Annotated in this window: 22 protein-coding genes and 1 other annotated feature; of the genes, 12 read left to right on the plus strand and 10 right to left on the minus strand. The window is 54.8% G+C overall.

Annotated features, from left to right (window positions below):
- Window positions 1-25 precede the first annotated feature (25 nt).
- From FBY13_RS06255 to FBY13_RS06290, 9 genes are all read left to right on the plus strand, one after another.
- Window positions 26-415, plus strand: coding sequence for a DUF454 family protein (locus FBY13_RS06255; protein WP_063878674.1), 390 nt, complete (start codon window positions 26-28; stop codon window positions 413-415).
- Window positions 416-565: 150 nt separating this feature from the next.
- Entirely contained in the window at window positions 566-1,117 is a 552-nt protein-coding gene (gene apt / locus FBY13_RS06260) for an adenine phosphoribosyltransferase (protein ID WP_063878675.1), read from the plus strand.
- A 158-nt stretch (window positions 1,118-1,275) separates the two neighbouring features.
- Window positions 1,276-3,249: a DNA polymerase III subunit gamma/tau gene (gene dnaX / locus FBY13_RS06265; RefSeq protein WP_145393749.1), complete on the plus strand. Its 1,974-nt coding sequence runs from the start codon at window positions 1,276-1,278 to the stop codon at window positions 3,247-3,249.
- Window positions 2,588-2,649 (plus strand) — a sequence feature (DnaX frameshifting element). It overlaps the preceding gene by 62 nt.
- A gap of 56 nt (window positions 3,250-3,305) precedes the next feature.
- Complete coding sequence (locus tag FBY13_RS06270; protein ID WP_013024920.1) at window positions 3,306-3,635, plus strand: YbaB/EbfC family nucleoid-associated protein; 330 nt, start codon at window positions 3,306-3,308, stop codon at window positions 3,633-3,635.
- Window positions 3,635-4,240 carry a recombination mediator RecR gene (recR, locus tag FBY13_RS06275; RefSeq protein ID WP_063878677.1) on the plus strand — a complete coding sequence of 202 codons (606 nt, stop codon included), beginning with the start codon at window positions 3,635-3,637 and terminating at the stop codon, window positions 4,238-4,240. The genes FBY13_RS06270 and recR overlap by 1 nt, the downstream gene beginning before the upstream one ends.
- A gap of 98 nt (window positions 4,241-4,338) precedes the next feature.
- Window positions 4,339-6,213, plus strand: coding sequence for a molecular chaperone HtpG (gene htpG / locus FBY13_RS06280; RefSeq protein ID WP_145393750.1), 1,875 nt, complete (start codon window positions 4,339-4,341; stop codon window positions 6,211-6,213).
- A gap of 277 nt (window positions 6,214-6,490) precedes the next feature.
- Window positions 6,491-7,135: an adenylate kinase gene (adk, locus tag FBY13_RS06285; protein WP_063878679.1), complete on the plus strand. Its 645-nt coding sequence runs from the start codon at window positions 6,491-6,493 to the stop codon at window positions 7,133-7,135.
- Window positions 7,136-7,281: 146 nt separating this feature from the next.
- Window positions 7,282-7,431 (plus strand): hypothetical protein, encoded by a 150-nt coding sequence (locus FBY13_RS23385; RefSeq protein ID WP_186440790.1) that lies wholly within the window; start codon window positions 7,282-7,284, stop codon window positions 7,429-7,431.
- Window positions 7,432-7,506: 75 nt separating this feature from the next.
- Complete coding sequence (locus tag FBY13_RS06290) at window positions 7,507-8,808, plus strand: inosine/guanosine kinase (RefSeq protein WP_145393751.1); 1,302 nt, start codon at window positions 7,507-7,509, stop codon at window positions 8,806-8,808.
- Between the two features lie 66 nt (window positions 8,809-8,874).
- On the opposite strand, the gene ybaL is transcribed toward FBY13_RS06290, so the two are convergent.
- Window positions 8,875-10,569: a YbaL family putative K(+) efflux transporter gene (gene ybaL / locus FBY13_RS06295; protein ID WP_145393752.1), complete on the minus strand. Its 1,695-nt coding sequence runs from the start codon at window positions 10,567-10,569 to the stop codon at window positions 8,875-8,877.
- Between the two features lie 788 nt (window positions 10,570-11,357).
- Here ybaL and ushA point away from each other — a divergent pair.
- Window positions 11,358-13,079, plus strand: a complete 1,722-nt coding sequence (gene ushA, locus FBY13_RS06300; RefSeq protein ID WP_370513139.1) for a bifunctional UDP-sugar hydrolase/5'-nucleotidase UshA — start codon at window positions 11,358-11,360, stop codon at window positions 13,077-13,079.
- A 33-nt stretch (window positions 13,080-13,112) separates the two neighbouring features.
- Here the strand turns inward: ushA and FBY13_RS06305 are convergent, their stop codons facing one another.
- Window positions 13,113-13,544, minus strand: a complete 432-nt coding sequence (locus FBY13_RS06305) for a multidrug/biocide efflux PACE transporter (protein WP_145393754.1) — start codon at window positions 13,542-13,544, stop codon at window positions 13,113-13,115.
- An 87-nt stretch (window positions 13,545-13,631) separates the two neighbouring features.
- Here FBY13_RS06305 and FBY13_RS06310 point away from each other — a divergent pair, with 87 nt between their 5' ends.
- Complete coding sequence (locus FBY13_RS06310) at window positions 13,632-14,501, plus strand: LysR family transcriptional regulator (RefSeq protein WP_145393755.1); 870 nt, start codon at window positions 13,632-13,634, stop codon at window positions 14,499-14,501.
- Here the strand turns inward: FBY13_RS06310 and ybaK are convergent.
- The 4 genes from ybaK to FBY13_RS06330 form a co-directional block, all read right to left on the minus strand.
- On the minus strand, window positions 14,498-14,977 hold the full coding sequence (gene ybaK / locus FBY13_RS06315) for a Cys-tRNA(Pro)/Cys-tRNA(Cys) deacylase YbaK (RefSeq protein WP_063878684.1): 480 nt from the start codon (window positions 14,975-14,977) through the stop codon (window positions 14,498-14,500). The two genes, FBY13_RS06310 and ybaK, sit on opposite strands and share 4 nt — an antisense overlap.
- 181 nt (window positions 14,978-15,158) lie before the next feature.
- Window positions 15,159-15,962, minus strand: coding sequence for a TraB/GumN family protein (locus tag FBY13_RS06320; RefSeq protein WP_145393756.1), 804 nt, complete (start codon window positions 15,960-15,962; stop codon window positions 15,159-15,161).
- A 75-nt stretch (window positions 15,963-16,037) separates the two neighbouring features.
- Window positions 16,038-18,548, minus strand: a complete 2,511-nt coding sequence (copA, locus tag FBY13_RS06325; RefSeq protein WP_145393757.1) for a copper-exporting P-type ATPase CopA — start codon at window positions 18,546-18,548, stop codon at window positions 16,038-16,040.
- A gap of 346 nt (window positions 18,549-18,894) precedes the next feature.
- Entirely contained in the window at window positions 18,895-19,227 is a 333-nt protein-coding gene (locus tag FBY13_RS06330; protein WP_109717122.1) for a hypothetical protein, read from the minus strand.
- 420 nt (window positions 19,228-19,647) lie between these two features.
- Between FBY13_RS06330 and cueR the strand changes: the two genes are divergently transcribed.
- Window positions 19,648-20,064: a Cu(I)-responsive transcriptional regulator gene (cueR, locus tag FBY13_RS06335; protein WP_063878687.1), complete on the plus strand. Its 417-nt coding sequence runs from the start codon at window positions 19,648-19,650 to the stop codon at window positions 20,062-20,064.
- Here cueR and FBY13_RS06340 read toward each other — a convergent pair.
- The 4 genes from FBY13_RS06340 to FBY13_RS06355 all read right to left on the minus strand — a co-directional run bounded on the left by FBY13_RS06340 (window position 20,040) and on the right by FBY13_RS06355 (window position 23,181).
- A complete protein-coding gene (locus tag FBY13_RS06340; RefSeq protein WP_145393758.1) occupies window positions 20,040-20,498 on the minus strand; it encodes an NfeD family protein in 459 nt (152 codons plus the stop codon). The genes cueR and FBY13_RS06340 overlap by 25 nt on opposite strands.
- Complete coding sequence (locus FBY13_RS06345; RefSeq protein WP_063878689.1) at window positions 20,498-21,412, minus strand: SPFH domain-containing protein; 915 nt, start codon at window positions 21,410-21,412, stop codon at window positions 20,498-20,500. Before FBY13_RS06345 ends, FBY13_RS06340 begins: the two co-directional genes overlap by 1 nt.
- Window positions 21,413-21,470: 58 nt before the next feature.
- Entirely contained in the window at window positions 21,471-22,328 is an 858-nt protein-coding gene (locus tag FBY13_RS06350) for a co-chaperone YbbN (RefSeq protein ID WP_063878690.1), read from the minus strand.
- A 79-nt stretch (window positions 22,329-22,407) separates the two neighbouring features.
- Window positions 22,408-23,181, minus strand: a complete 774-nt coding sequence (locus tag FBY13_RS06355) for an SDR family oxidoreductase (protein ID WP_063878691.1) — start codon at window positions 23,179-23,181, stop codon at window positions 22,408-22,410.
- Window positions 23,182-23,197 lie beyond the last annotated feature (16 nt).

Genomic DNA, 23,197 nt, shown 5'->3' on the forward strand with positions numbered 1-23,197 from the left:
ACTGGAAACGCGCTGAGCGACCTTTATGCAACGCATTGTGTTATTAACCCTTGGCTGGCTGGCGATTGTGCTTGGCATACTGGGCATTGTATTACCTTTATTACCTACCACGCCATTTATGCTGTTGGCGGCCTGGTGTTTTGCGCGTTCTTCTCCCCGTTTTCATCACTGGCTGCTCTGGTCATCCCCTTTTGGCCGTTATATCCGGCACTGGCAACAACACCGTGGCATGCCGCCTGGTGCAAAAAGCCGGGCGATGCTACTGATTGTGGTGACCTTTGCGGTTTCGCTCTGGCTGGTGCCGCTGTGGTGGGTACGTATCATGCTACTTATCATGTTGTGTCTGCTATTGCTGTTTATGTGGCGTATTCCGGTGGTGGCAGAAACAGCGGATGAACCCTTACCACCGCGATAAAGTTGCAATTAGCTGGCCATTTGCTTAGATTTGGGCCTCTTCGTGCGTAGCTTCCCATTATTGATGTATCTCCGCTGAGCCTTTACCCCGGTATTGGCGCTATTGAAGCTGCGCAAAACAGAACAGAATTTTTTTACCAGGCTTAAGATTATGACCGACACTGCGCAGCAGCTTGAACTGATTAAAAACAGTATCAAAAGTATTCCTGATTACCCGAAGCCGGGTATTCTTTTCCGTGACGTCACCAGCCTGTTGGAAGATCCTGTCGCCTATGCGGCGTCTATCTCACTGCTGGTGGAACGGTACCGTAATAAAGGCATCACCAAAGTGGTGGGCACGGAAGCGCGCGGTTTCCTGTTCGGGGCACCGGTTGCTTTGGGGCTGGAACTGGGTTTTGTACCGGTACGCAAGCCGGGCAAACTGCCACGTGAAACCTACAGCGAAGCTTACGAGCTGGAGTACGGCACCGATCGGCTGGAATTGCACAAAGATGCTATCCAGCCAGGCGATGTGGTGCTGGTGGTAGACGACCTTCTCGCCACCGGCGGGACGCTCGAAGCGACCATCAAACTGATTCGTCGTGCCGGCGGTGAAGTTAAAGATGCGGCATTTATTATCAACCTGTTCGATCTGGCAGGTGAAGCACGTCTCAAGGCGCTGGGCGTTGACAGCTACAGCCTGGTCAATTTCCCCGGCCACTAAGCCTCGCTTATGGCCTCACAATCTGCTGAGGCCGTTCATCTTTCCCTGTTCAAGATAACGAGTGATAGGTGAAAGCGTAGCTGGTAGACTACTGCAATCATATACAGGGGTTGCAGTGCGTCTGCGCTCACATTTCCATCCAAATTCGTCGAAACCACATGAGCTATCAGGTACTTGCCCGAAAATGGCGTCCACAGGCGTTTGCTGATGTTGTCGGTCAGGAACACGTTCTGACGGCGCTGGCGAATGGATTGTCTCTGGGACGCATCCATCATGCTTATCTCTTCTCCGGCACGCGGGGCGTAGGGAAAACGACCATTGCCCGTCTGCTGGCGAAAGGCCTTAACTGCGAAACGGGCATTACCGCCACGCCGTGCGGCCAGTGCGATAACTGTCGCGAGATTGAGCAGGGGCGTTTTGTCGATTTAATTGAAATTGATGCCGCCTCGCGCACCAAAGTCGAAGACACGCGCGATCTGCTCGACAACGTGCAGTACGCGCCGGCGCGTGGCCGCTTCAAGGTCTACCTGATCGATGAAGTGCACATGCTGTCGCGCCACAGCTTTAATGCGCTGCTGAAAACCCTGGAAGAACCGCCTTCACACGTTAAGTTTTTGCTGGCGACCACCGATCCCCAGAAGCTGCCGGTGACGATTCTGTCGCGCTGTCTCCAGTTTCATCTCAAAGCGCTCGACGTCGATCAGATTCGCCAGCAGTTGGATCATGTTTTAGAGCAGGAGCAGATCTCGCGTGAGCCGCGTGCCCTGCAACTGCTTGCCAGAGCCGCCGATGGCAGTATGCGTGATGCGTTAAGCCTTACCGATCAGGCGATTGCGATGGGCGAGGGCAGCGTGACCAGCGCCACCGTGGGTACGATGCTGGGTACGCTTGACGATGAACAGCCGCTGGGTCTGCTTGAAGCGGTGGTCGAAGGCAACGGAGAGCACATGATGGCGCTGTTGGCCCAGGCGGCATCACGCGGCGTTGAGTGGGAAGCATTGTTGGTTGAGATGCTGCGCCTGCTGCACCGCATTGCTATGGTGCAGCTACTGCCTGCGTCGCTCAATGACGACGAAGAGAGTAATGCGCTACGCCTGCGTGAACTGGCGCGCGCCGTGCCACCGGCCGATCTTCAACTGTATTACCAAACCCTGCTTATGGGGCGCAAAGATTTACCACTCGCGCCCGATCGGCGCATGGGCATCGAGATGACGCTGTTGCGTGCACTGGCGTTTCATCCTAAGGCGGCAATCGCCGAACCGGTTGCGCGTCCTACGCTGACCGCGCAGTCTGCCCCGGCACCAGTGCAGACTGTGGCGGCTCAACCTACAGAGAAAACGCCCGCCGCGCAGCCGCAAATGGCAGCACCGGAACCGGCTGTCACTCAGCAGGCTGTGCCGCCTGCGTCGCCCGATCCCTCACTATCCAGTTCCACCAGCCAGCTCCTGCAGGCGCGCACCCAGTTGCTGCGCCAGGGAGCAAACAAAGCAAAAAAGAGTGAGCCGGCAGCGCCAGGTGCGCGGCCGGCCAACTCCGCGCTGGAACGACTGGCCTCTGTTACCGAACGTAGCCAGCAGCGCGTGCGGGACAGCGCGCCTGCGGCACCGGTAAAAAAAGAGGCATACCGCTGGAAAGCGCAAACGCCGGTGACCGAGGTCGTCGTCGAGCCGGTCGCGACGCCAAAAGCCTTGCGTTCTGCGCTTGAGCATGAGAAAAATCCTGAGCTGGCCGCGCGGTTGGCGGAGGAAGCCCAGCAGCGAGATGAATGGGCGGCAGAAGTCGCAGGTTTACCGCTGCCTAAGCTGGTTCAGCAACTGGCACTGAATGCATGGAAAGAAACCACGGATAACGGCATTTGCCTGCATCTACGCTCCAGCCAGCGCCACCTGAATTCTGCGTCGGCGCAGCAGGCCCTGAGCGCCGCATTGAGTCAGGCAGCAGGGCATCAGGTTGAACTGTCGGTAATTGAAGACGATAATTCTACGGTATTGACGCCACTGGAGTGGCGTCAGGCCATTTATGAAGAGAAGCTGGCGCAGGCGCGTCAGTCAATCTTGAGTGACACCCACATTCAAACCCTTCGTCGCTTTTTTGATGCCGATTTGGATGAGGAAAGCATTCGACCCGTTTGAACACGCTGCAACGGTCTGAATAAACCGCGTTGTAGCCTCAGCAGAGAGAGAAAACTATGTTTGGTAAAGGCGGATTGGGCAACCTGATGAAACAGGCCCAGCAGATGCAAGACAAAATGGCCCAGGTTCAGGAAGAAATTGCCGCCCTGGAAGTCACGGGTGAATCAGGTGCTGGCATGGTTAAGGTCACGATCAACGGTGCCCATAACTGCCGCCGGGTAGAAGTCGATCCGAGCCTGCTTGAGGACGACAAAGATATGCTGGAAGACCTGATTGCCGCCGCGTTCAACGACGCCGCTCGCCGCATTGATGAAGTGCAGAAAGAGAAAATGGCCTCTGTCTCTTCAGGTATGCAGCTGCCACCAGGCTTCAAGATGCCGTTCTGATGCAAACCAGCCCACTGCTAGAGTCATTAATGGAGTCATTGCGCTGTTTACCCGGCGTTGGGCCTAAGTCGGCACAACGCATGGCGTTTCAACTGCTACAGCGCGATCGGAGTGGCGGAATGCGGCTGGCGCAGGCACTGACCCGGGCCATGTCGGAAATCGGCCACTGTGCCGATTGCCGCACCTTCACCGAGCAGGAAATCTGTACCATTTGCGCCAATCCACGGCGTCAGCAAAATGGTCAAATCTGCGTGGTGGAAAGTCCGGCCGACATCCATGCTATTGAGCAAACCGGGCAATTTGCCGGCCGTTATTTCGTGTTAATGGGCCATCTTTCGCCGCTTGACGGCATTGGTCCGGGCGATATCGGTCTTGACCGACTGGAACAACGGCTGGAAAAAGAAACGCTTCATGAAGTGATTCTGGCCACCAATCCTACCGTGGAAGGCGAAGCCACCGCGAACTACATCGCTGAATTGTGCGGTCAGTATGGCGTTGATGCCACCCGTATTGCGCATGGGGTTCCGATGGGCGGTGAGCTGGAAATGGTGGATGGCACCACGCTGTCCCACTCGCTGGCCGGTCGGCAAAAGATTAAATTTTAAACGCTTGCCGGTGTTGTGAAAGACACCGGCTTGAAAACCTCTCATTTATCCCCACATCCTCCTCAACGTTCGTTAAATCTGATTCTGTTGAGGTAGCAATGACCATGAAAGGACAAGAGACTCGTGGCTTTCAGTCAGAGGTAAAACAACTTCTGCACCTGATGATCCATTCTCTCTATTCAAACAAAGAGATTTTCCTGCGTGAGCTGATTTCCAATGCTTCGGATGCGGCAGATAAACTGCGTTTCCGCGCGCTGTCTGATGCCAGCCTGTATGAAGGCGATGGCGACCTGCGTGTGCGTCTCTCTGTGGATAAGGACAACCGGACCATTACGCTCAGCGATAACGGTATCGGCATGCGTCGTGATGAAGTGATTGAAAACCTGGGAACTATTGCTAAGTCAGGCACCAAATCCTTCCTGGAATCTCTGGGTTCAGACCAGGCAAAAGACAGCCAACTGATTGGTCAGTTTGGTGTGGGTTTCTACTCTGCATTTATCGTCGCAGATAAAGTCTCTGTGCGCACCCGTGCGGCGGGCGCGGCAGAAGACGAAGCCGTTTTCTGGGAATCGGCTGGCGAAGGGGATTACACCATTGCCGATATCAGCAAAGCCGAGCGCGGTACTGAAATTACCCTGCACCTGCGCGAAGGCGAAGATGAGTTCCTCGACAGCTGGCGCGTCCGCAATATTATTGGAAAATACTCCGATCACATCGCCCTGCCGGTAGAAATCGAAAGCAAAGATGAAGAAACCGGCACCACCACCTGGGAGAAAATCAATAAAGCCCAGGCACTGTGGACCCGCAACAAATCAGACATCAGCGATGAAGAGTACAACGAGTTTTATAAACACATCGCCCACGATTTTAGCGACCCGGCTATCTGGAGCCACAACCGCGTAGAAGGTAAACAGGAGTACACCAGCCTGCTTTATATCCCGGCTCGCGCGCCCTTTGACATGTGGAACCGCGATCATAAACATGGCCTGAAGCTGTACGTGCAGCGCGTGTTTATCATGGATGACGCTGAGCAGTTTATGCCGAATTACCTGCGCTTCGTGCGTGGCCTGATTGACTCAAACGATCTGCCGCTTAACGTATCGCGTGAAATCCTGCAGGACAGCCGCGTAACCCAGAGCCTGCGTGGCGCGCTGACCAAACGTGTTCTCCAGATGCTGGATAAACTGGCGAAAGACGATAGCGAGAAATACCAGACGTTCTGGAAAGAATTCGGTCTGGTGTTGAAAGAAGGTCCGGCGGAAGATCACGCAAACAAAGAAACGATTGCCAAACTGCTGCGCTTTGCCACTACCCAAAGCGAAGGCGCGGCGCAAACTGTCTCGCTGGAAGACTACGTCAGTCGCATGGTAGAAGGGCAGGAGAAGATCTACTACATCACGGCCGACAGCTATGCCGCCGCCAACAGCAGCCCGCATCTGGAGCTGTTCCGTAAGAAAGGTATCGAAGTTCTGCTGCTGTCCGATCGCATTGACGAGTGGATGATGAGCTACCTGACCGAGTTCGACGGTAAAACCTTCCAGTCTGTCAGCAAAGCTGATGATACGCTGGATAAACTGGCTGACGAAGAGACGGAAGAGCAGAAAGAAGCCGAAAAAGCTCTGGAGCCGTTTGTTGAGCGCGTGAAGACCTTGCTGGGTGAGCGTATTAAAGACGTGCGCCTCACGCATCGTCTGACCGATACGCCAGCGATTGTGACCACGGATGCGAACGAAATGACCACCCAAATGGCCAAACTGTTCGCCGCAGCAGGTCAGGACGTGCCAGAAGTGAAATACATCTTTGAAATCAATCCCGATCACCCGTTGGTGAAACGCGTGGCGGAGACGCAGGATGAAACTGGCTTTGGTGAGTGGATTGAGCTGTTACTGGATCAGGCACTGCTGGCAGAGCGCGGTACGCTGGACGATCCTAACCAGTTTATCCGCCGTATGAACCAGTTACTGACGGCGTAAAACGATAAAACCGGTGATAACCTCACCGGTTTTTTTCTTTCTGCGACGCTGGCCGGCTGTCGGTGAGCGGTTTTGTTGCGCAAACGCGACGAAATCCCTTCAGCTTAAGCCACCAGTCCGAAAATGGCCTTTGACTGACCTGACGCACTGCTATCGCGCGCTAAAGCCAGTACACTAGTTTTTCCTGACCCGCCGTTTTCTTGTGATGGGCGGGTCATAATGGTATGTTCTTCCGCTTCTCAGATTCATCAATGCGATTCGCAAGGGGATTTACGCAATGCGTATTATTCTGCTCGGAGCTCCGGGCGCAGGTAAGGGGACTCAAGCCCAATTCATCATGGAGAAATACGGCATTCCGCAGATCTCCACTGGCGACATGCTGCGTGCAGCTGTTAAAGCTGGCACCGAACTTGGCAACCAGGCGAAAGCCATCATGGATGCCGGCAAGTTGGTTACTGATGAGCTGGTCATTGCGCTGGTTAAAGAGCGCATCACGCAGGAAGATTGCAAAAACGGTTTCCTGCTTGATGGTTTCCCACGCACCATTCCTCAGGCTGACGCAATGAAAGAAGCCGGTATTAAAGTGGATTATGTGCTGGAGTTCGCCGTACCGGATGAACTGATTGTTGAGCGTATTGTGGGCCGCCGTGTTCACGCGCCGTCAGGCCGTGTTTACCATGTCAAATTCAATCCACCGAAAGTGGAAGGCAAAGATGACGTGACCGGTGATGAGCTGACCACTCGTAAAGACGATCAGGAAGAAACGGTCCGCAAACGTCTGGTGGAATACCATCATCTGACTGCGCCGCTGATTGCTTACTACAGTAAAGAAGCGGAAGCGGGCAACACCGAGTATCACAAAATTGACGGTACACGCAATGTGGCCGACGTGAGTGCAGAGCTGGCTAAGATTCTCGGCTAAGCTTATTGGGGCCGGGTTCGCTGGCCCCTTTTGCCGTCATCGCTTTTCTCTCCTGCCTCTCCGTGACCATTCCCTTCGTTTTCTCGCATCCCCTCATCAAGAAACCATAATCAGCAAGATAAGCCCGGCTGCGACGGGTCAATTTAGTGCCAGAATGCGTCCTGCTTGTCAGCAGGCAGTCTGGCAACCCTGAAGAGATGCGCAGTGAAAACGTGGTGCACGGCGTTGGGTTGAAACGTGCAGATATCTCTGTGCTGAATGCCGCTGAAGAACACATTGAGATGATGACGCAATAGGTCAACGCGCGCCGTTAAAGTCACGGCAGAGAATGTGATATGCTTCTCTGCCTGTTTTTCCTCACGGCAGTTACCATGAAATTTCCCGGCAAACGTAAATCCAAACACTACTTCCCCGTTAGCGCCCGCGATCCGCTGTTGCAGTCCTCCCCGTTTGATAGTGAAGACGGCAGTTGGGTGGTCGGCATCGATCAGACGCTGGTCGATATCGAAGCTAAAGTCGATGATGCTTTTCTTGTTCGCTACGGCCTGAGCGCCGGTCATTCGCTGGTGATTGACGATGCCGTTGCGGAAGCGCTGTATGCTGAACTCATGCGTGACGAACTGGTGACCCATCAGTTCGCGGGCGGCACGATTGGTAATACGCTGCATAATTTCTCGGTGCTGGCGGATGACCGTTCCGTACTGCTGGGCGTGATGTGTAACAATATCCAGATTGGCGGTTATGCCTACCGTTATCTCTGTAATACCTCCAGCCGAATGGACCTTAACTATCTGCAGGGCGTAGACGGCGCGATAGGTCGCTGCTTTACGCTGATTGGCGATCAGGGCGATCGTACCTTTGCCATCAGCCCGGGGCAAATGAACCAGCTTAAGGCGGAAAACGTCCCGGAAGACGTTATCGCAGGCGCTTCTGCCCTGGTCTTGACCTCCTATCTCATCCGCAGTGAAGCAGGTGAGCCTATGCCCGAGGCAACGTTAAAAGCGATTGAATACGCGAAGCGCCATAACGTGCCCGTGGTGCTGACGCTGGGCACCAAACATGTGATTGGCGACAATCCACAGTTCTGGCGCGATTTTCTGCGCGATCATGTTTCTATTGTGGCGATGAATGAAGAAGAAGCCCTGGCGCTGACGGGCGAAGCCGATCCTCTGCTGGCATCGGATATCGCACTGGAATGGGTTGATCTGGTGTTGTGTACCGCAGGACCGACCGGATTGTATATGGCCGGTTATACCGAAGATGCGTTTAAGCGCAAAACGAATCATCCGCTCTTGCCGGGCGCGATTGCAGAATTCAACCTGTACGAATTTAGCCGCGCGATGCGCAAACAGGATTGCCAGCAGCCGTTACGCATTTTCTCTCATATCGCCCCTTATATGGGCGGGCCGGAGAAGATAATGAATACCAACGGGGCAGGGGATGGCGCGCTTGCGGCGTTACTGCACGATATTACGGCAAATAACTATCATCGCCGTAATGTGCCCAATTCCAGTAAACATGCGCGCGCTTATCTGACCTATTCGTCGCTGGCTCAGGTTTGTAAATATGCGAATCGGGTCAGTTATCAGGTGCTGAATCAGCACTCGCCCCGACTGACGCGCGGTTTACCCGAGCGGGAAGACAGTCTGGAAGAGTCTTACTGGGATCGTTAAGTCCGGAGAGATAAACCGCCCCGCATCGACGCAATGTGATGCGGGGCGTGAGTCAGACTGCGGTGCTTAACTGCGGCCTTCACTGGCCAGCTTGTGCTGCTCCTGCGCCATGTCGTCCTGCAGTTTCTGAATAATGCTGGCGGCAATCTCGCGTTCGCCCATCACCACATAGTTTGCGCCGCGTTCCAGAATGTACTCCACCTCATCGTCGTAATGTGCATGCACAATGATGTTGATGTCCGCTTTTTTCTGGCGGGCGGCGGTGACGATTTCTCCCACCTCGTAACCGTTGGGAATCGTGATCAGCAGCCAGGACGCACAGTCTACGCGGGCTAACGCCATGGTGTCGGCACGGGCAGCATTGGCCAGCACCGCCCGGACACCCTGATCGCGTAACGCTTTCACGCGTGGAATCGAACTTTCAACCACGACTACCGGGATATTGAGCGCCGTCAGTTGTTCACACAGCAGGTTGCCTACGCGGCCATAGCCGACAATCACCGCATGCTGACAGACATCCACGGGAATCTGCTGCTCCTCTTCCAGCGCCTCTTCCAGCGTCTGTTGCTCCATCGTTTCGTTACGGGACAGGTAACGGCCCAGCAACGTAAACAGGACCGGGTTGATCATAATCGAGAGGATTGCAGCAGCCAGCACCAGGCTACGCCCTTCTTCATCCAGCAGGCCGAGCGAGATGCCAAGCCCGGCGAGAATAAAGGCAAACTCACCAATTTGCGCCAGGCTGACCGAGATGGTCATTGCAGTTCGGCGTGAATGGCCCAGCAGCGATACCAGCAGCCAGGCTGCCGCAGATTTCCCTATGACGACAATCACCAGCGCACCCAGCACCGCCAGCGGCTCTTTTACCAGAATCATCGGATCAAACAGCATCCCGACAGAGACAAAGAACAGCACCGCAAAGGCATCACGAAGCGGCAGCGTGTCACGGGCAGCGCGCTGGCTTAACTCGGACTCGTTCAGCACCATACCGGCAAAGAAAGCGCCCAGGGCAAAGGAAACATCAAAGAACTCGACGGCACCAAACGCAATCCCCAGCGCCAGGGCTAATACGGCCAGCGTAAACAGCTCACGCGAGCCGGTGGCGGCACTTTTCGCCAGAATCCAGGGCACAGCACGGCGGCCCACCACCATCATTAACACCATAAAGGCGGCAACCTTACCGATGGTCCAGACCAGATCCCATATCACCAGGCTGGCGCTGGCATTTCCCTGCTCCATCATGCCGGCAATGGCGGGTAACAGGACCAGCGTGAGCACCATTACCAGGTCTTCAACAATCAACCAGCCAATCGCGATTTGGCCGCGCTGGCTTTCAATAAGCTGGCGTTCTTCCAGTGCGCGCAGCAACACCACGGTACTGGCGGTAGAAAGACACAAACCGAACACTAAGCCCGTCATCCATGACCAGCCCATCGCCCACGACATCAGCATTCCCAGTAAGGTCGCCACGGCGATCTGCGCGATAGCACCGGGAATGGCTATCCGCTTTACCGACATCAGGTCCTTCAGTGAGAAGTGCAGACCGACGCCGAACATCAGCAGGATAACACCAAGTTCCGCGAGTTCGGGTGCCAGATTGGTATCTGCCACGAACCCCGGCGTAAAAGGCCCCGCCAGCACGCCGGCGACTAAATAACCCACTAAGGGTGAAATTCGTAATCGGTTTGCCAGCATGCCAAGGAGAAAAGCCAGGACCAGAGCCCCGACGATAGTCGTAATCAACGGTGTGGTGTGATGCATGCCAGTCTCCTTGGATGTAAATGTATCCGGTTGTAACAAATGAGTTTAATGCATATCGGAAAGGATCGCTGAATAATTTGTGGGATTAACAGAAAAAAATATGCAAATACAAGAAAAATGCAATCGAAAGGCTGTTTTTATCACTTATCCCGCTTATCGACTGATTCAGCGCTGAGCCGAGAGCACAAGATTAAAATTTTACTCCCCTTAAATGACACAGAGGTGACGTCAATGACGCGCTAATGCGCTGACAACAGTCACTAACCGCAATCAGATCGGGATTTGCTGAAGCCATTTAGCCGCCTGGGTCGGAGGGGCAGATCACGCACCGACCTGACGTATAGCTGCCTGTCGTGGAAGTGATGCTAAAACAATCTATTGTGATGGCATAACGGAACCGCGCGGTGAAGATCTCGGGTATGTTTATTTTTACGACGTACGCATCAATGCGGAAAATCATTATGATGTTAACTTCATCAACATAACGATGAAGCTGTTAACCCTGTTGGTTATTTAATAAACAAAAGAATAACGGTACGGCAACTTACGCGCGTCCTGTATTCGCGGTGTTAGAGTGCGCGGCAGGTAAAATCGAACCACTGGGGTTGCCTGTCGGGCCACATTATCGGCCATACTGGAACAGACAACGCCTTATGGACGCTGGGCCACCGCGGTTAAGATGCAATACAGAAAAGGCCTGTTTCCCGCAGGATTAAACGGACAATCATTAAAGGAGAAGGGCTGTGGTGTTATCTCGATGGGCAAGAGCAGGTCTGGCACTACTGGTGATGCTGTCATCCATATTAACCCAGGCCGCCCAGCCTGACCGGAGCTACCGTTTCAGCATTCTGCACACCAACGATCAGCATGGTCATTTTTGGTTTAATGAGCAGGGCGAATATGGGCTGGCTGCGCAAAAAACGCTGATGGATACGCAACGTTACGCCATCCAGGCCAAAGGCGGTGGCGCGCTAATTTTGTCTGCGGGCGATGTTAACAGCGGCGTGCCTGAATCGGATGAACTGGATGCTGAACCCGATATCCGCGGTATGAACCTGATTGGCTATGATGCCATGACATTGGGTAATCACGAGTTTGATAAACCGCTCGCCGTCCTGCGTAAACAGGAAAAATGGGCCAAATTCCCTTTCCTGGCCGCTAACGTCTACCAAAAAAGCACTGGTAAACGCCTGTTTAAACCCTGGGCTGTCTTTCAGCGCATGGGGCTGAAAATCGCTGTGCTCGGGTTGATCACGCCGGATACCGCCAAATTGACGAACCCTGCACAGTTAACCGACATCGAATTCCGCGATCCCGTTACCGAAGCGGAAAAGGCCGTGGCCGAGCTGCGTGCCAGCGACAAGCCAGACGTTATCGTGGCATTAACTCATCTTGGTCATTACGACGATGGTAAGCACGGCAGTAACGGTATAGGTGACGTGACGCTGGCGCGCAGTCTGCCGAAAGGCACACTTGATGTGATCGTCGGCGGGCACTCTCATGATGCGGTATGTATGGAAAAAGAGAATGTCAGTCGTAAAGACTACCTGCCAGGCCAACCCTGTCAGCCTGACCGTCAGAACGGCGTATGGATTATGCAGGCGGAAAAATGGGGCAAATACGTGGGCCGCGGCGATTTTATCTATCGCAATGGGGAATTAACCCTGGAGGCCTATCAACTCATACCGGTTAACCTCAAGCACAAAATCAAAAACCATGATGGCAGTGAGTCCTGGCTTACCTGGCAGCAAGCGATCCCCAATAACACCGCAATGATGAAATTACTGACGCCTTTTCAAAAGCGAGCTGATGCCAAACTATTGGTGAATGTCGGCAGCATGAAAGGGGATTTCCCCGGCGAAAAAGAGACAGTGCGCTTTACACAAAGCGCTATCGGGCAGTTGATATTGCGTGCACAGATGGCGGCGACGCAGGCTGACTTTGCTGTGATGAGCGGCGGCGGTATCCGCACTTCGCTTAAATCAGGCCCGGTAACCTGGCGCGATCTGTTACAGGTACAACCTTTCGGCAATCATGTGGTTTCCGTGACGATGACGGGCGCAGAAATCAGACGCTATCTGGCGGTGGTGGCAAATATCAAACCCGATTCAGGCGGCTTCGCCCAGTTAGCCAATGTCAGCCTCATCGCTAACGGCAATGCAGTCAGTCAGGTGGGCATCAACGGCCAGCCGTTGGCGGATGAAAAAACCTACCGTATGGCGACGAACAGTTTTAATGCCGCAGGCGGTGATGGCTATCCGCGAATTGATACGCATCCGGGTTATGTTAACAGCGGCAAGCCAGATGCCCAGGTGTTGCGAGACTGGGTGAGCACGCATTCTCCGGTGAACGTCAACGACTACCAGCCGCATGAAAGTGTTATCTATCAGGCTGAGCCCGCGGCCACGCCGCAGAATGGCGCGAAAGAAGCGACGCCGCTTCGGCGCTATCCCAAAATGGTGCTGACATGGATCCGACACTGGAACAGTGAAAGCGCGACGCAGCATTAAGCACGAGCAGGGAGGTGGCCTCCCTGCTGTTTATCAGACGCGGCAGGATTTGCGGGCTAACCAGTGCGGACGCAGCTTGTCCCAGACCAGGTTGTAGACAAAGGTGTAGGGCAGAAAGAACAGAAAAAACGCCACTTCAATTAAAAAGGCCTGCCACAGCGAAATCTCCAGCATCCAGGCGGCCAATGGCAAACCTATCAGGATAAAACCGCCTTCAAAGCCCAGCGCGTGCAGGATACGAAGCAGGGCGCTGCGTTTCTGCCCGGCCGGGTAAAACCGATCAAACACGCTGTTGTAAATCATATTCCACAGCATCGCCACCGTAGACAACATGATCGCCAGCGCACCCATTTGAAACAGGGGTTTATCCATAATCCATGCCGCCAGCGGGGCGATAGTGACGATGGCCAGACCTTCAAACAGGGTGGCATGTGCGATGCGTTCTGTGATTGAACGGGTTTGCATTTCGATCTCCTTTGTTCAGGTTGCGCATTCTCCCACGTCAAAATGCTAAGATAAAATGATCATCTATCGATAAAAGCGATGGTTTACATGCGTTATTCACCCGAATCTCTGGAAGCTTTTGTACAGACCGTGGCCAGCGGATCGTTTTCTGCCGCCGCTCGTGCACTGAAAAAAAGTCAGTCCACCATCAGTGTGGCCGTGGTCAATCTGGAAGAAGATCTGGGTTTTGCCCTCTTTGACCGGCGCGGTCGCCAGCCACTGCTCACCGAGCAGGGGCGACGCGTGTTGCCTCAGGTGCAGCAAATTCTTGCCGCCAGTGAGCGACTGGATGCGCTGGCAACGCGGCTGTCTGAAGGCGTTGAGCCGCGGCTGAGCGTGGCGGTGTCAGACTTTTGGCAAACCGACTACCACCAGCGTTTACTGAAGCAGTTTGAGGCGCACTACCCGGATGTGGAGCTGGAAGGGATCGCGGCGGAAGATGCGGATGTCCTGGAGCTGTTGCAAGAGGGACGGGCCCACATTGGAGTGATACGTGCCCAGCCGACGCTTCCTGCCGACATCGCGGTCGCCCGGCTACAGGTCGATGCCGAGTTAGGTATTTATCTGCATCGGGATCATCCCGTGGCCCAACAATCCTCGGTAAACGAAAGTCAGCTTGAACCGCTTCGTCATCTTCGTCTTAATACCTGGACAGCGAAACGTGAGAGCGCGCCGAAAGGGCGCGCCTGGTCTGCGCAGACCTATTATGTGCTGCTGGAAATGGCGGAACAGGGTTTTGGCTGGAGTATTTTACCCCGCTGGCTGGTGAAACAGTGCGGGCACGGTGTACTCCGGGAACTGCCAATAGCGGGATGGCCGCAGCGCATTGCCGTCGAAGTGGTGTGGTCACGCCGCAATCCGCCCGGTCCCGCTGGGCGCTGGATGATCGATCAACTCTGTGCGCTGCCACCGGCTTAATCGCGCCGGGCGATATCCGCTAACGGGGCATCCAACAGCCGGGAGAGATCCTGTGGGCTCAATTCAATATCCAGCCCGCGCTTACCGCCTGAAATAAACAGCGTGGCAAAGTCGTTAGCCGAGCTGTCGATCACCGTCGGCAACCGCTTTTTTTGCCCCAGCGGACTGATGCCGCCCACCAGATAACCGGTGATGCGCTGCGCCAGCATGGGATCGGCCATCTCGGCTTTTTTGGCATTGAACGCCTTTGCCACCTTCTTGAGATCGAGCTGGGTGGCGACAGGCGTGACCGCCACAGCAAGGTGTTTAGCCTCGCCATTCAGCGCCACCAGCAAGGTTTTGTACACCTGCCGGGCATCCAGATTTAGCTTACGGACCGCTTCGTCACCAAAACTGGTTTCGTTGCTGTCATGTTCATAAGGATGCAAAGTGAAGCTGACTTTTTGTTTTTCCAGCAGTTTTACCGCAGGCGTCATGGTAGTCTCTTATTCGGAAAAATCTTATTACGTATTATTGAACAATAAATGTGGCGAAATAATGTGCTTTAGGCGAGAATTGCCTCGCGCCAGCAATCCTGTTGTTGGCGACAACTAAAATCATTAACACATTCCTCTTTGAAGAGCCGATATGACTGTCGGCTCTCTTTTTTTGCTCGTTTTATTCCGCGCGCATCATGCCCGGCAGGTTGTTCTCGCCGTATAAATGCAGTGCCCCGACCGCTACCACGTACTGACCAGCAGGCAGAGTGCGTAAATAATCGCACCACTGGCTGTTACGCTGGCTAATCAGCGTGTCGTTCAGTGTCTGACTGAAGGTCGCAGGCAGAGCAATTTGCGGCTCGCGCGGCGGGCTTTCCAGCCACCAACTCACCATCGTTTGCAACATGCGCGCGTTAGTGTGCCAATGGGTGAGCGTATCTGCCAGCAGCGCCATGCCGTCGTCAGGTAATGATTTCAGCAGGGTGATTTGTGCCTGCGCACCTTCCAGTTCAATCACGGGTTTATCCATCGCCCGCGCCGCCTGCAGTAGCTGATAATCAATGCCGTAATCAGGACGCAAACCCAGCCGCTGCGCCTGCTGAGCCTGTAACATCAGGGCAATTTGCCAGGCCGGTAAGGTATCGAACCGGCTCAGGGATAAACCGGTTTCATTACACAGTGTTTCAAGCTTCGCCAGCGCCTCATCATCCATTCTGGCGGTCAGTGGCGGACGTTCCTCCGTGTTTTCAAACGGCGATCCTCCCTGAGTAATATCCGCTTCAACAACCAGCGCGTCGGCTTTTTGTAACTGCTGTAGCAGCCGGACCGGCAGGGGCTGCATGTCACGAGTGCCCATATGAATGCTTCCTACCAGATGAAACCGGCATTCGCCAGACTGAATATCTACGGCTGGCCAACGATAACTGGTAGGGAAAAGCGGGTTAATCCAGTTACGTAAACGTTGCAAAAGGCGCGCTGTCATTCCCTGTCCTTCACTGTGTTAAAGAAACCATGCTAGCGGGATCGCGTCACGAAAGACAGAGCAGGGCAGTTATTGCTAAACGCGGGGCTTATAGCGCAGCAGGCGGTTAGCATTACTCACCACGGTGATGGACGACAGCGCCATCGCTGCCCCGGCAAACACCGGGCTGAGCAGCAGGCCAGTAAAGGGAAAGAGCACGCCCGCCGCCAAGGGAATACCGATAATGTTATAGATAAACGCACCAAACAGGTTCTGCCGGATATTGCCCAGGGTGGCGGAGGCAATTTTCAAGGCATCGACTACGCCATGCAGATCGGCTCGCATCAGGGTAATCGCTGCGGTTTCCACAGCCACGTCGCTGCCGCCGCCCATCGCAATACCGACATCAGCCTGCGCCAGCGCCGGGGCATCATTAATGCCATCGCCCACCATCGCGACGCGTTGCCCTTGCTGTTGCAACTGGCTAATCGCATCGGCTTTGCCTTCGGGCAGCACGCCAGCAATTACCTCATCAATACCGGACTCATGAGCAATAACCTGGGCCGTATTTTCATGATCCCCGGTCAACATAATCAGTCGGTAGCCCGCATGATGCAGCCTTTGCAAGGCTGCTTTTGCCTCGGGCCGCAGCGTATCACGCAAGCCAATCAGTCCCGTAAGCTGCCCGTCTTCTGCCAGCAATACCGGCGTCGCGCCTTGCCGGGTGAGTCTGTCAATCTCTGCCAGAGCCGGTTGGCAATCCACGCCGTGCGCATTCAGCAGGCTGACATTGCCGAGTAATAGCGTCCTGTTGTTGAGTATGCCGCTTACGCCTTTGCCGCGTATTGTACGAAATTGCGCAATATCGGCTCGAACAGTCTCCCCTGTTTCTGCAAGGATTGCTTTCGCCAGCGGATGACCCGACATCTGCTCCAGCGCTGCCGCCGCAGACAGCACCGATTGACGCGTACTGCCGTTCCAGCTCACCACATCGGTGACCTGCGGCGTGCCGCTTGTCAGCGTTCCGGTTTTATCAAACACCAGCGTATCAATATGGCTGGCGCGCTGCAGTGCATCCGCATCGCGCACCAGCACACCATATTCGGCGGCGCGTCCGGTACCGGCGATGATCGACATCGGCGTGGCCAGGCCCAGCGCACAGGGACAGGCAATAATCAGTACCGTGGTCGCCACGACCAGAGCATAGGCCATTTGTGGCGCTGGCCCCGCGATATACCAGACCGCGGCGCTGAGCAGAGCGATAAGCACGACGACCGGCACAAACACGGCAGAGATACGATCGGCCAGACGGCCCACATCCGGCTTACTGCTCTGGGCCTTACGCACTAACTGAATAATGCGCGCCAGCGTGGTGTTGCCGCCGGTTGCGCGGGCAATAAAGCGCACCGTTCCGTCCTGCACCAGCGTGCCGGCAAACAGGCTATCGCCCTGCGTTTTACTTTGCGGCACCGCCTCACCGGTGAGCATTGCCTCGTCGCACCAGGCCTCGCCCTCCCGCACTTCGCCATCGACGGGTACGCGATCGCCCGCCACCAGCCGCAGAGTCATACCGGGTTGTACCGCACTGACCGGCATCAGGGTTTCCCCCTGGTCTGTTATCACTCTGGCCAGATCCGGTGTCAGATCGAGCAGGCGCTCCAGGGCTCGGGATGAGCGCTGGCGTGCACGTTGCTCAAGCGCATGACCCAGGTTGATCAGGCCGAGAATCATCACGCTGGCTTCAAAGTAGAGATGGCGCGCCTGCTGCGGGAAAAAATCAGGCCAGATCACCACGCTGAAGGAGTAGATCCAGGCGGCGGCCGTGCCCAGTGCCACTAAGGTATCCATCGTTGCGCTGCGGTTAACCAGGCTGCGCCAGGCGCTGCGATAGAAGTGACCGCCTGCGGCCACCATCACCAGCAGCGTTACGATGCCGAGCACCCGCCAGGTGGTGTGATTATCCGCAGTGAGCATCATATTGTCGCCCAGCATGCCCCAGATCATCAGCGGCACGCCAAACAACAGTGCGATACCTGCCTGCCAGCTAAAGCGTTGCATGGCACGTCGGGCGCTGCGCTGCTGCTTCTCGCGGCGTTGCTGTTCGTCGTCGACCACTTCAGCCCCGTAGCCGGCTGCATCCACGGCGGCGACCAGCTTATGGGGTTCAACGTTACCCATCACCAGCGCACTGCGCTCGGCCAGATTCACCCGGGCCTGCTGCACGCCACTGACCTGCTCAAGGGCTTTCTCTACCCGGCTGACGCAGCTGGCACAGCTCATCCCCTCGATGAGCAGCACGTGAGCGGCCAGGTTTTCGGTTGCCGGAAGAGAAGGGGACTCCGTTGTCAGCGCCTCCGGCGGCGGCTCTGCTGCTGTCAACGGCTCAGGCTTTGGGCGGGTGCCCGCAGCTTTTAATGTTGCATGGTAGCCCGCCTGTTCAACGGTGGCGATCAGGGCTGTCGCCTCTGCATAGCCCGACACGCTGGCTTCCTGCTGTGTAACCTCAGCCTGCTCGACATCGTCGCGCCCTTCGAGCGCTTCCTTGACGCGTTTTACGCAGTGGCCGCAGGACAATCCGTCCAGCGCCAGAACAATCGTGTTTGACATGGTTGACTCCTTTGTCGGATGTAAGGGGTGCTCGTTCAGATATGACTGTGGCTCAGGTTAAACCTTCCATCAAGGGGAAGGTCAAATGCTGAATGACTGAATTAATAAATTTTAATCACAGCTGGAATACCGCGACTCGCGCGTCGGCACCCGTGGGGATTCCATAACGAAAAAGCCCCGCTTAATAAGCAGGGCTTTTTTAACTTTCATCAGGCCTGAGTCAGTAAACGCTTTCTGAGGGAAAGCTGTAGCTGGATAGCTTGCTGCCACGCGCCTTTTGCAGAAGCTTCACCGTAAGCGAACCTTTGTTTCGAGCAACAACGCGCAGGCGCGCAGTGTAGGTTAATCATCTCTTGGGGCGAGTGAAGAAGACAAGCGTCCCGATAATTATGTCGCCAATAACCCAAAAGGTACCAATCACCATTAAACCTAAACCAGCGCCAACCGCGGCACCGGCTTTTTCTGCATCGGAAGCTGCGTTATTTATCACATCGCCACTTCCACCTAATCCCGCGAAAAGGCAATAGGCCATGAAAATGTTAAACAGGATGAAAACCCACTTAACCATTTTGCCAAAAAAAGAACGACGCGGCTTTTTAAGCTGCTTTGCACATGATGGACAACGTAATGCTGAATCACTCACTTCCTTATGACATTCTGGACAGCTGACTAACGCCATAATCCAATCCCCTTTATATTTTTTAGGAATAGTTATTTGTTACAAATCGGCGGTATTTTATCGGATTTTTCCGTATCGACAAGATTTTTATTCTTATATTTTATTGGGTTGATGTCGAAATGAAAGGCGGCCCAGAGTTTGAGCCTGTATAGGTGGTTATGCTTCATTCACGTTTATTGAAACTAAAAGTTGAGCGATGCTGAAGCTTTCGCATGGCTTCTAATACAAAGACATAGCCCGTTTTACTCGGCACGGTGAGCTATAATTTTCTTTATGAACTGCCTTTGCTGCGCCGGTTCTCGGGGCAAAACGGTAAATCCGGGGTTGAGTGAAGTATAATGAAATACTGATTTAGCCCGGCAGCTCGCGGGCTGTGCTTTTTAGAATCCCCCTGTTAAGGGGAAGGTCAGGAAAACTGTTATGAACATTAGTGCCGTGGCGAAAAAGACCGGATTAACCAGCAAGGCCATCCGTTTCTATGAAGAAAAGGGCGTGGTAACGCCACCATTACGCGGCGATAACGGCTACCGGCATTATAATTCGCACCATCTTGATGAACTGAATTTATTGCGGCAGGCACGCCAGGTGGGTTTTACCCTGGATGAGTGCCGCGAGCTGGTCGGGCTGTTTAACGATCCCGATCGCCACAGCGCGGATGTGAAAGCCCGCACGTTGCAAAAAGCCGATGAAATTGCTGCACATATTGAAGAGCTGCACGCCATGCGCGCTCGGCTGCTGGCGCTGGCGGCGGCGTGTCCGGGCAACGACAGCGCTGACTGCCCCATCATTAATAACCTGGCAGGCTGCTGCAGTCAGGTTGGCGGCAAGCGTGACTGAATGCGCAGGGTGATCCCTTCCACCGCGACGACCTCGACCAGCGCGCCTGCTGGCAAATTCTGGTCTGCCTGAACACGCCAACTGCTGTCACCGATGCGAACATGACCAATGCCATTTTGCAACGCGCTGTCCAGGGTTAGCTGCAGGCCGATCATCTGGTTGCCGCGCTGGTTAAGTGAGTTTGGCTGCTGGTTGCGCTCACGGTAACGCATCACGCGATGCCAGATAAATACACTGGCCAGCGTCAACACGGCAAACAGACAGCCCTGTGCGGTCCAGCTCAGCGGCAAAAACCATTCCGTGATGCCGACCAGCATGGCGGCCAGCCCGCTCCAGAGCAAATAGCCGTTCGTGCCGAGCATTTCTGCCGCCAGTAATAACCCGCCCAGCGTCAGCCAGAACCAGTGCGGATGTGCGACGATCTCGCTCACCATCAGCGTTTCGACTCGTTGCGGGTTTCTTTTAACAGCTCACTGATGCCACCAATCGCACCCAGCAGGCTGCTGGCTTCCAGCGGCATCATGACGACTTTACTGTTGCTGGATTCACCAATTTTTTGCAGCGCATCCGTGTATTTCTGCGCCACAAAATAATTCACCGCCTGAATATCGCCAGCGGCTATGGCTTCTGACACCATCTTCGTGGCGCGAGCCTCCGCTTCAGCCTGGCGTTCGCGCGCTTCAGCTTGCAGGAAGGCGGAGGTCCGCTCTCCTTCGGCTTTCAGTATCTGTGCCTGCTTTTCACCTTCTGCGCGTAAAATTTCGGCCTGACGCACGCCTTCCGCCGTCAGAATATCGGCACGTTTGGTCCGCTCCGCCTTCATCTGCGCGTTCATGGCACCAATCAGTTCCTGTGGTGGGCGGACATCACGAATTTCGATTCGGGTGATCTTCACGCCCCACGGATTGGTGGCTTCGTCAACAATATGCAGTAAGCGGGTATTGATACTGTCACGTTGAGACAGCATTTCATCCAGCTCCATGCTGCCCAGCACGGTACGCATATTGGTCATGGTGAGATTAAGGATCGCCAGTTCCAGATTGCTGACTTCATAGGCTGCCCGCGCCGGATCGATAGCCTGCACAAAACAGACAGCATCAATAGTGACGTTGGCATTGTCTTTGGAGATGATCTCCTGAGAGGGAATATCCAGCACCCGTTCCATCATATTAATCTTATGGCCGACACGATCCATAAAGGGGACAACCAGGCTCAGGCCGGGCTGAAGCGTGCGGGTATAACGGCCAAAGCGTTCGACTGTCCACTGATAGCCTTGTGGAACAATTTTCACACCGGACCAGACGGTGACCAGGGCGACCAGGATAAGTACAGGAATGACGGTGAGCATATAACCTCCAGGTTGTCAGATGAACGGGCCAAATCGTTCGGCCCGTTTTCTGCTTACATCAGTAAAGCAGGGAATAAAGCTGACGGCGATAGCGTGCGGCAAGCGCATCGCCCGTGCCTAATGCCGCCAGAATCTCCTGCAACATTTTACGCGCCTGACCGTCAGCGGCGTTCAGATCACGCTTAATAACGTTGAACAGCAGTTCCAGTGCTTCTTCATTACGACCGACCTGATGCAGTTGCAGCGACAGTTTGGTCGCCAGTTCGGCGTTTTCCGGGTCAGTTTCCAGTTGGGATTGCAGTTGCTGAATTTCGGGTGTGTCAGCCGCCTGTTTCAGTAAATCGATCTGGGCGATCAGGCTCTGATAACGGGTGTCCTGATCCTGCAACGGCACGGCGTTGAGTACCGTTTCAGCCTCATCACTGCGGTTAAGGGTAATCAGCACCTCTGCCAGCAGAAAACCGATTTCGCTGTCTTTGTTGCTAAGCTGCCAGGCCTCTTTTAGCAGAGGTAATGCGTCCAGCGGTTTGCCTTCCTGCATCAGTGCCATGGCCTGCTGGGCTTTTAACTCTTCTTCGCGCGGCAGCACTTTTTCCAGCAGTGCGCGCACGGCATCTTCCGGCTGTGGTCCTTGGAAACCGTCAACAGGCTGGCCGTTCTGGAACAGGTAAACCGTGGGGATGGAGCGCAACCCAAATTGGGACGCCACCCTTTGTTCTTTGTCACAGTCCAGTTTGGCAAGGATAAACTGGCCCGCATATTCCTGAGCCAGCCGTTCCAGCACGGGCGTCAGTTCCTGGCAATGTTGGCTGCGATCCGACCAAAAGTAGAACAGCACCGGTATCTGCATTGACTGCTCAAGGGTCTGTTGCAGGTTGGATTCGTTAATGTCGATAATCGAAGCGTGTGGTGACATGACTAAGTCTCTTTGCAGAAAATGTTTAAAGAATATGGGGCCGACCGCCCCTGCTTCAAGTTGTATTCGCGCAATACCTTTACTGACTGCGAATTATGCGATCCAGTATCCAGCCTGGCAGCAGGCGTTTCAACAGGCCCATCGCGTGTGCGACCAGCGTCACCGGATAACGTAAACGTGGATGTTTGCTTTCGAGCGCATGGCGCAGCTTAGGTAAAATGGCTTCAGGCGGCAGCGTAAATCGCGCCGCCAGACCGGGATTCAGCACCGGATTATCCTGCTCGCCCTGCGTCACATTATCCGTGAAGCGGCTCTGGATTGGACCCGGTTCAATCAGGCTGACGCGCACGCCGCTGGTGTGCAGCTCCATGCGTAATGCATCGCTCCAGGCTTCCAGCGCGTATTTACTGGCAGCATAAACGCCACGCCCCGGCGTGGAAATCAAGCCCAGCACCGAACTGGTATTAATGATGCGGGCATTGCCAAACGCCTTTAAAGCAGGGAGCAGCCGCACAGTAAGCTGATGGGTGCCAAACACATTACTGGAAAACTGCTGTTCGAATTGCTGACGCGTAATGGTGTTTAACGGACCATAGGTACCAAAGCCGGCGTTGTTGAACAGGGCAAACAGCCGGTTATCTGTGAGCGCCAAAACCTCATCGGCGGCGCGGTCAACGCTGTCAGGATCGTCCAGATCCAACAGCAGCCCGGTAAAGCCCAGGCTTTGCATTCGCGCCACATCTTCAGCTTTACGGCAGGCCGCAATGACGTGATAACCGCGCGCCAGCAGATCATTAGCCGCCACCAGGCCAATGCCGCTCGAACAGCCCGTGATCAAAATGGTTTTTTGCATGTGTTACCTTTTTTGC

It is taken from the genome of Pantoea sp. SJZ147 (genome assembly GCF_007828605.1).
GTDB lineage: Bacteria > Pseudomonadota > Gammaproteobacteria > Enterobacterales > Enterobacteriaceae > Pantoea > Pantoea allii.

Coding starts and splice junctions, on each gene's coding strand:
- htpG (WP_145393750.1), top strand. CDS start 4,339: ATGACCATGAAAGGACAAGAGACTCGTGGCTTTCAGTCAGAGGTAAAA.
- adk (WP_063878679.1), top strand. CDS start 6,491: ATGCGTATTATTCTGCTCGGAGCTCCGGGCGCAGGTAAGGGGACTCAA.
- dnaX (WP_145393749.1), top strand. CDS start 1,276: ATGAGCTATCAGGTACTTGCCCGAAAATGGCGTCCACAGGCGTTTGCT.
- FBY13_RS06310 (WP_145393755.1), top strand. CDS start 13,632: ATGCGTTATTCACCCGAATCTCTGGAAGCTTTTGTACAGACCGTGGCC.
- ushA (WP_370513139.1), top strand. CDS start 11,358: ATGCTGTCATCCATATTAACCCAGGCCGCCCAGCCTGACCGGAGCTAC.
- FBY13_RS06350 (WP_063878690.1), bottom strand. CDS start 22,328: ATGTCACCACACGCTTCGATTATCGACATTAACGAATCCAACCTGCAA.
- recR (WP_063878677.1), top strand. CDS start 3,635: ATGCAAACCAGCCCACTGCTAGAGTCATTAATGGAGTCATTGCGCTGT.
- FBY13_RS06270 (WP_013024920.1), top strand. CDS start 3,306: ATGTTTGGTAAAGGCGGATTGGGCAACCTGATGAAACAGGCCCAGCAG.
- FBY13_RS06290 (WP_145393751.1), top strand. CDS start 7,507: ATGAAATTTCCCGGCAAACGTAAATCCAAACACTACTTCCCCGTTAGC.
- FBY13_RS06330 (WP_109717122.1), bottom strand. CDS start 19,227: ATGGCGTTAGTCAGCTGTCCAGAATGTCATAAGGAAGTGAGTGATTCA.
- apt (WP_063878675.1), top strand. CDS start 566: ATGACCGACACTGCGCAGCAGCTTGAACTGATTAAAAACAGTATCAAA.
- ybaL (WP_145393752.1), bottom strand. CDS start 10,569: ATGCATCACACCACACCGTTGATTACGACTATCGTCGGGGCTCTGGTC.
- ybaK (WP_063878684.1), bottom strand. CDS start 14,977: ATGACGCCTGCGGTAAAACTGCTGGAAAAACAAAAAGTCAGCTTCACT.
- FBY13_RS06355 (WP_063878691.1), bottom strand. CDS start 23,181: ATGCAAAAAACCATTTTGATCACGGGCTGTTCGAGCGGCATTGGCCTG.
- cueR (WP_063878687.1), top strand. CDS start 19,648: ATGAACATTAGTGCCGTGGCGAAAAAGACCGGATTAACCAGCAAGGCC.
- FBY13_RS06340 (WP_145393758.1), bottom strand. CDS start 20,498: ATGGTGAGCGAGATCGTCGCACATCCGCACTGGTTCTGGCTGACGCTG.
- FBY13_RS06320 (WP_145393756.1), bottom strand. CDS start 15,962: ATGACAGCGCGCCTTTTGCAACGTTTACGTAACTGGATTAACCCGCTT.
- FBY13_RS06255 (WP_063878674.1), top strand. CDS start 26: ATGCAACGCATTGTGTTATTAACCCTTGGCTGGCTGGCGATTGTGCTT.
- FBY13_RS06345 (WP_063878689.1), bottom strand. CDS start 21,412: ATGCTCACCGTCATTCCTGTACTTATCCTGGTCGCCCTGGTCACCGTC.
- FBY13_RS06305 (WP_145393754.1), bottom strand. CDS start 13,544: ATGCAAACCCGTTCAATCACAGAACGCATCGCACATGCCACCCTGTTT.
- copA (WP_145393757.1), bottom strand. CDS start 18,548: ATGTCAAACACGATTGTTCTGGCGCTGGACGGATTGTCCTGCGGCCAC.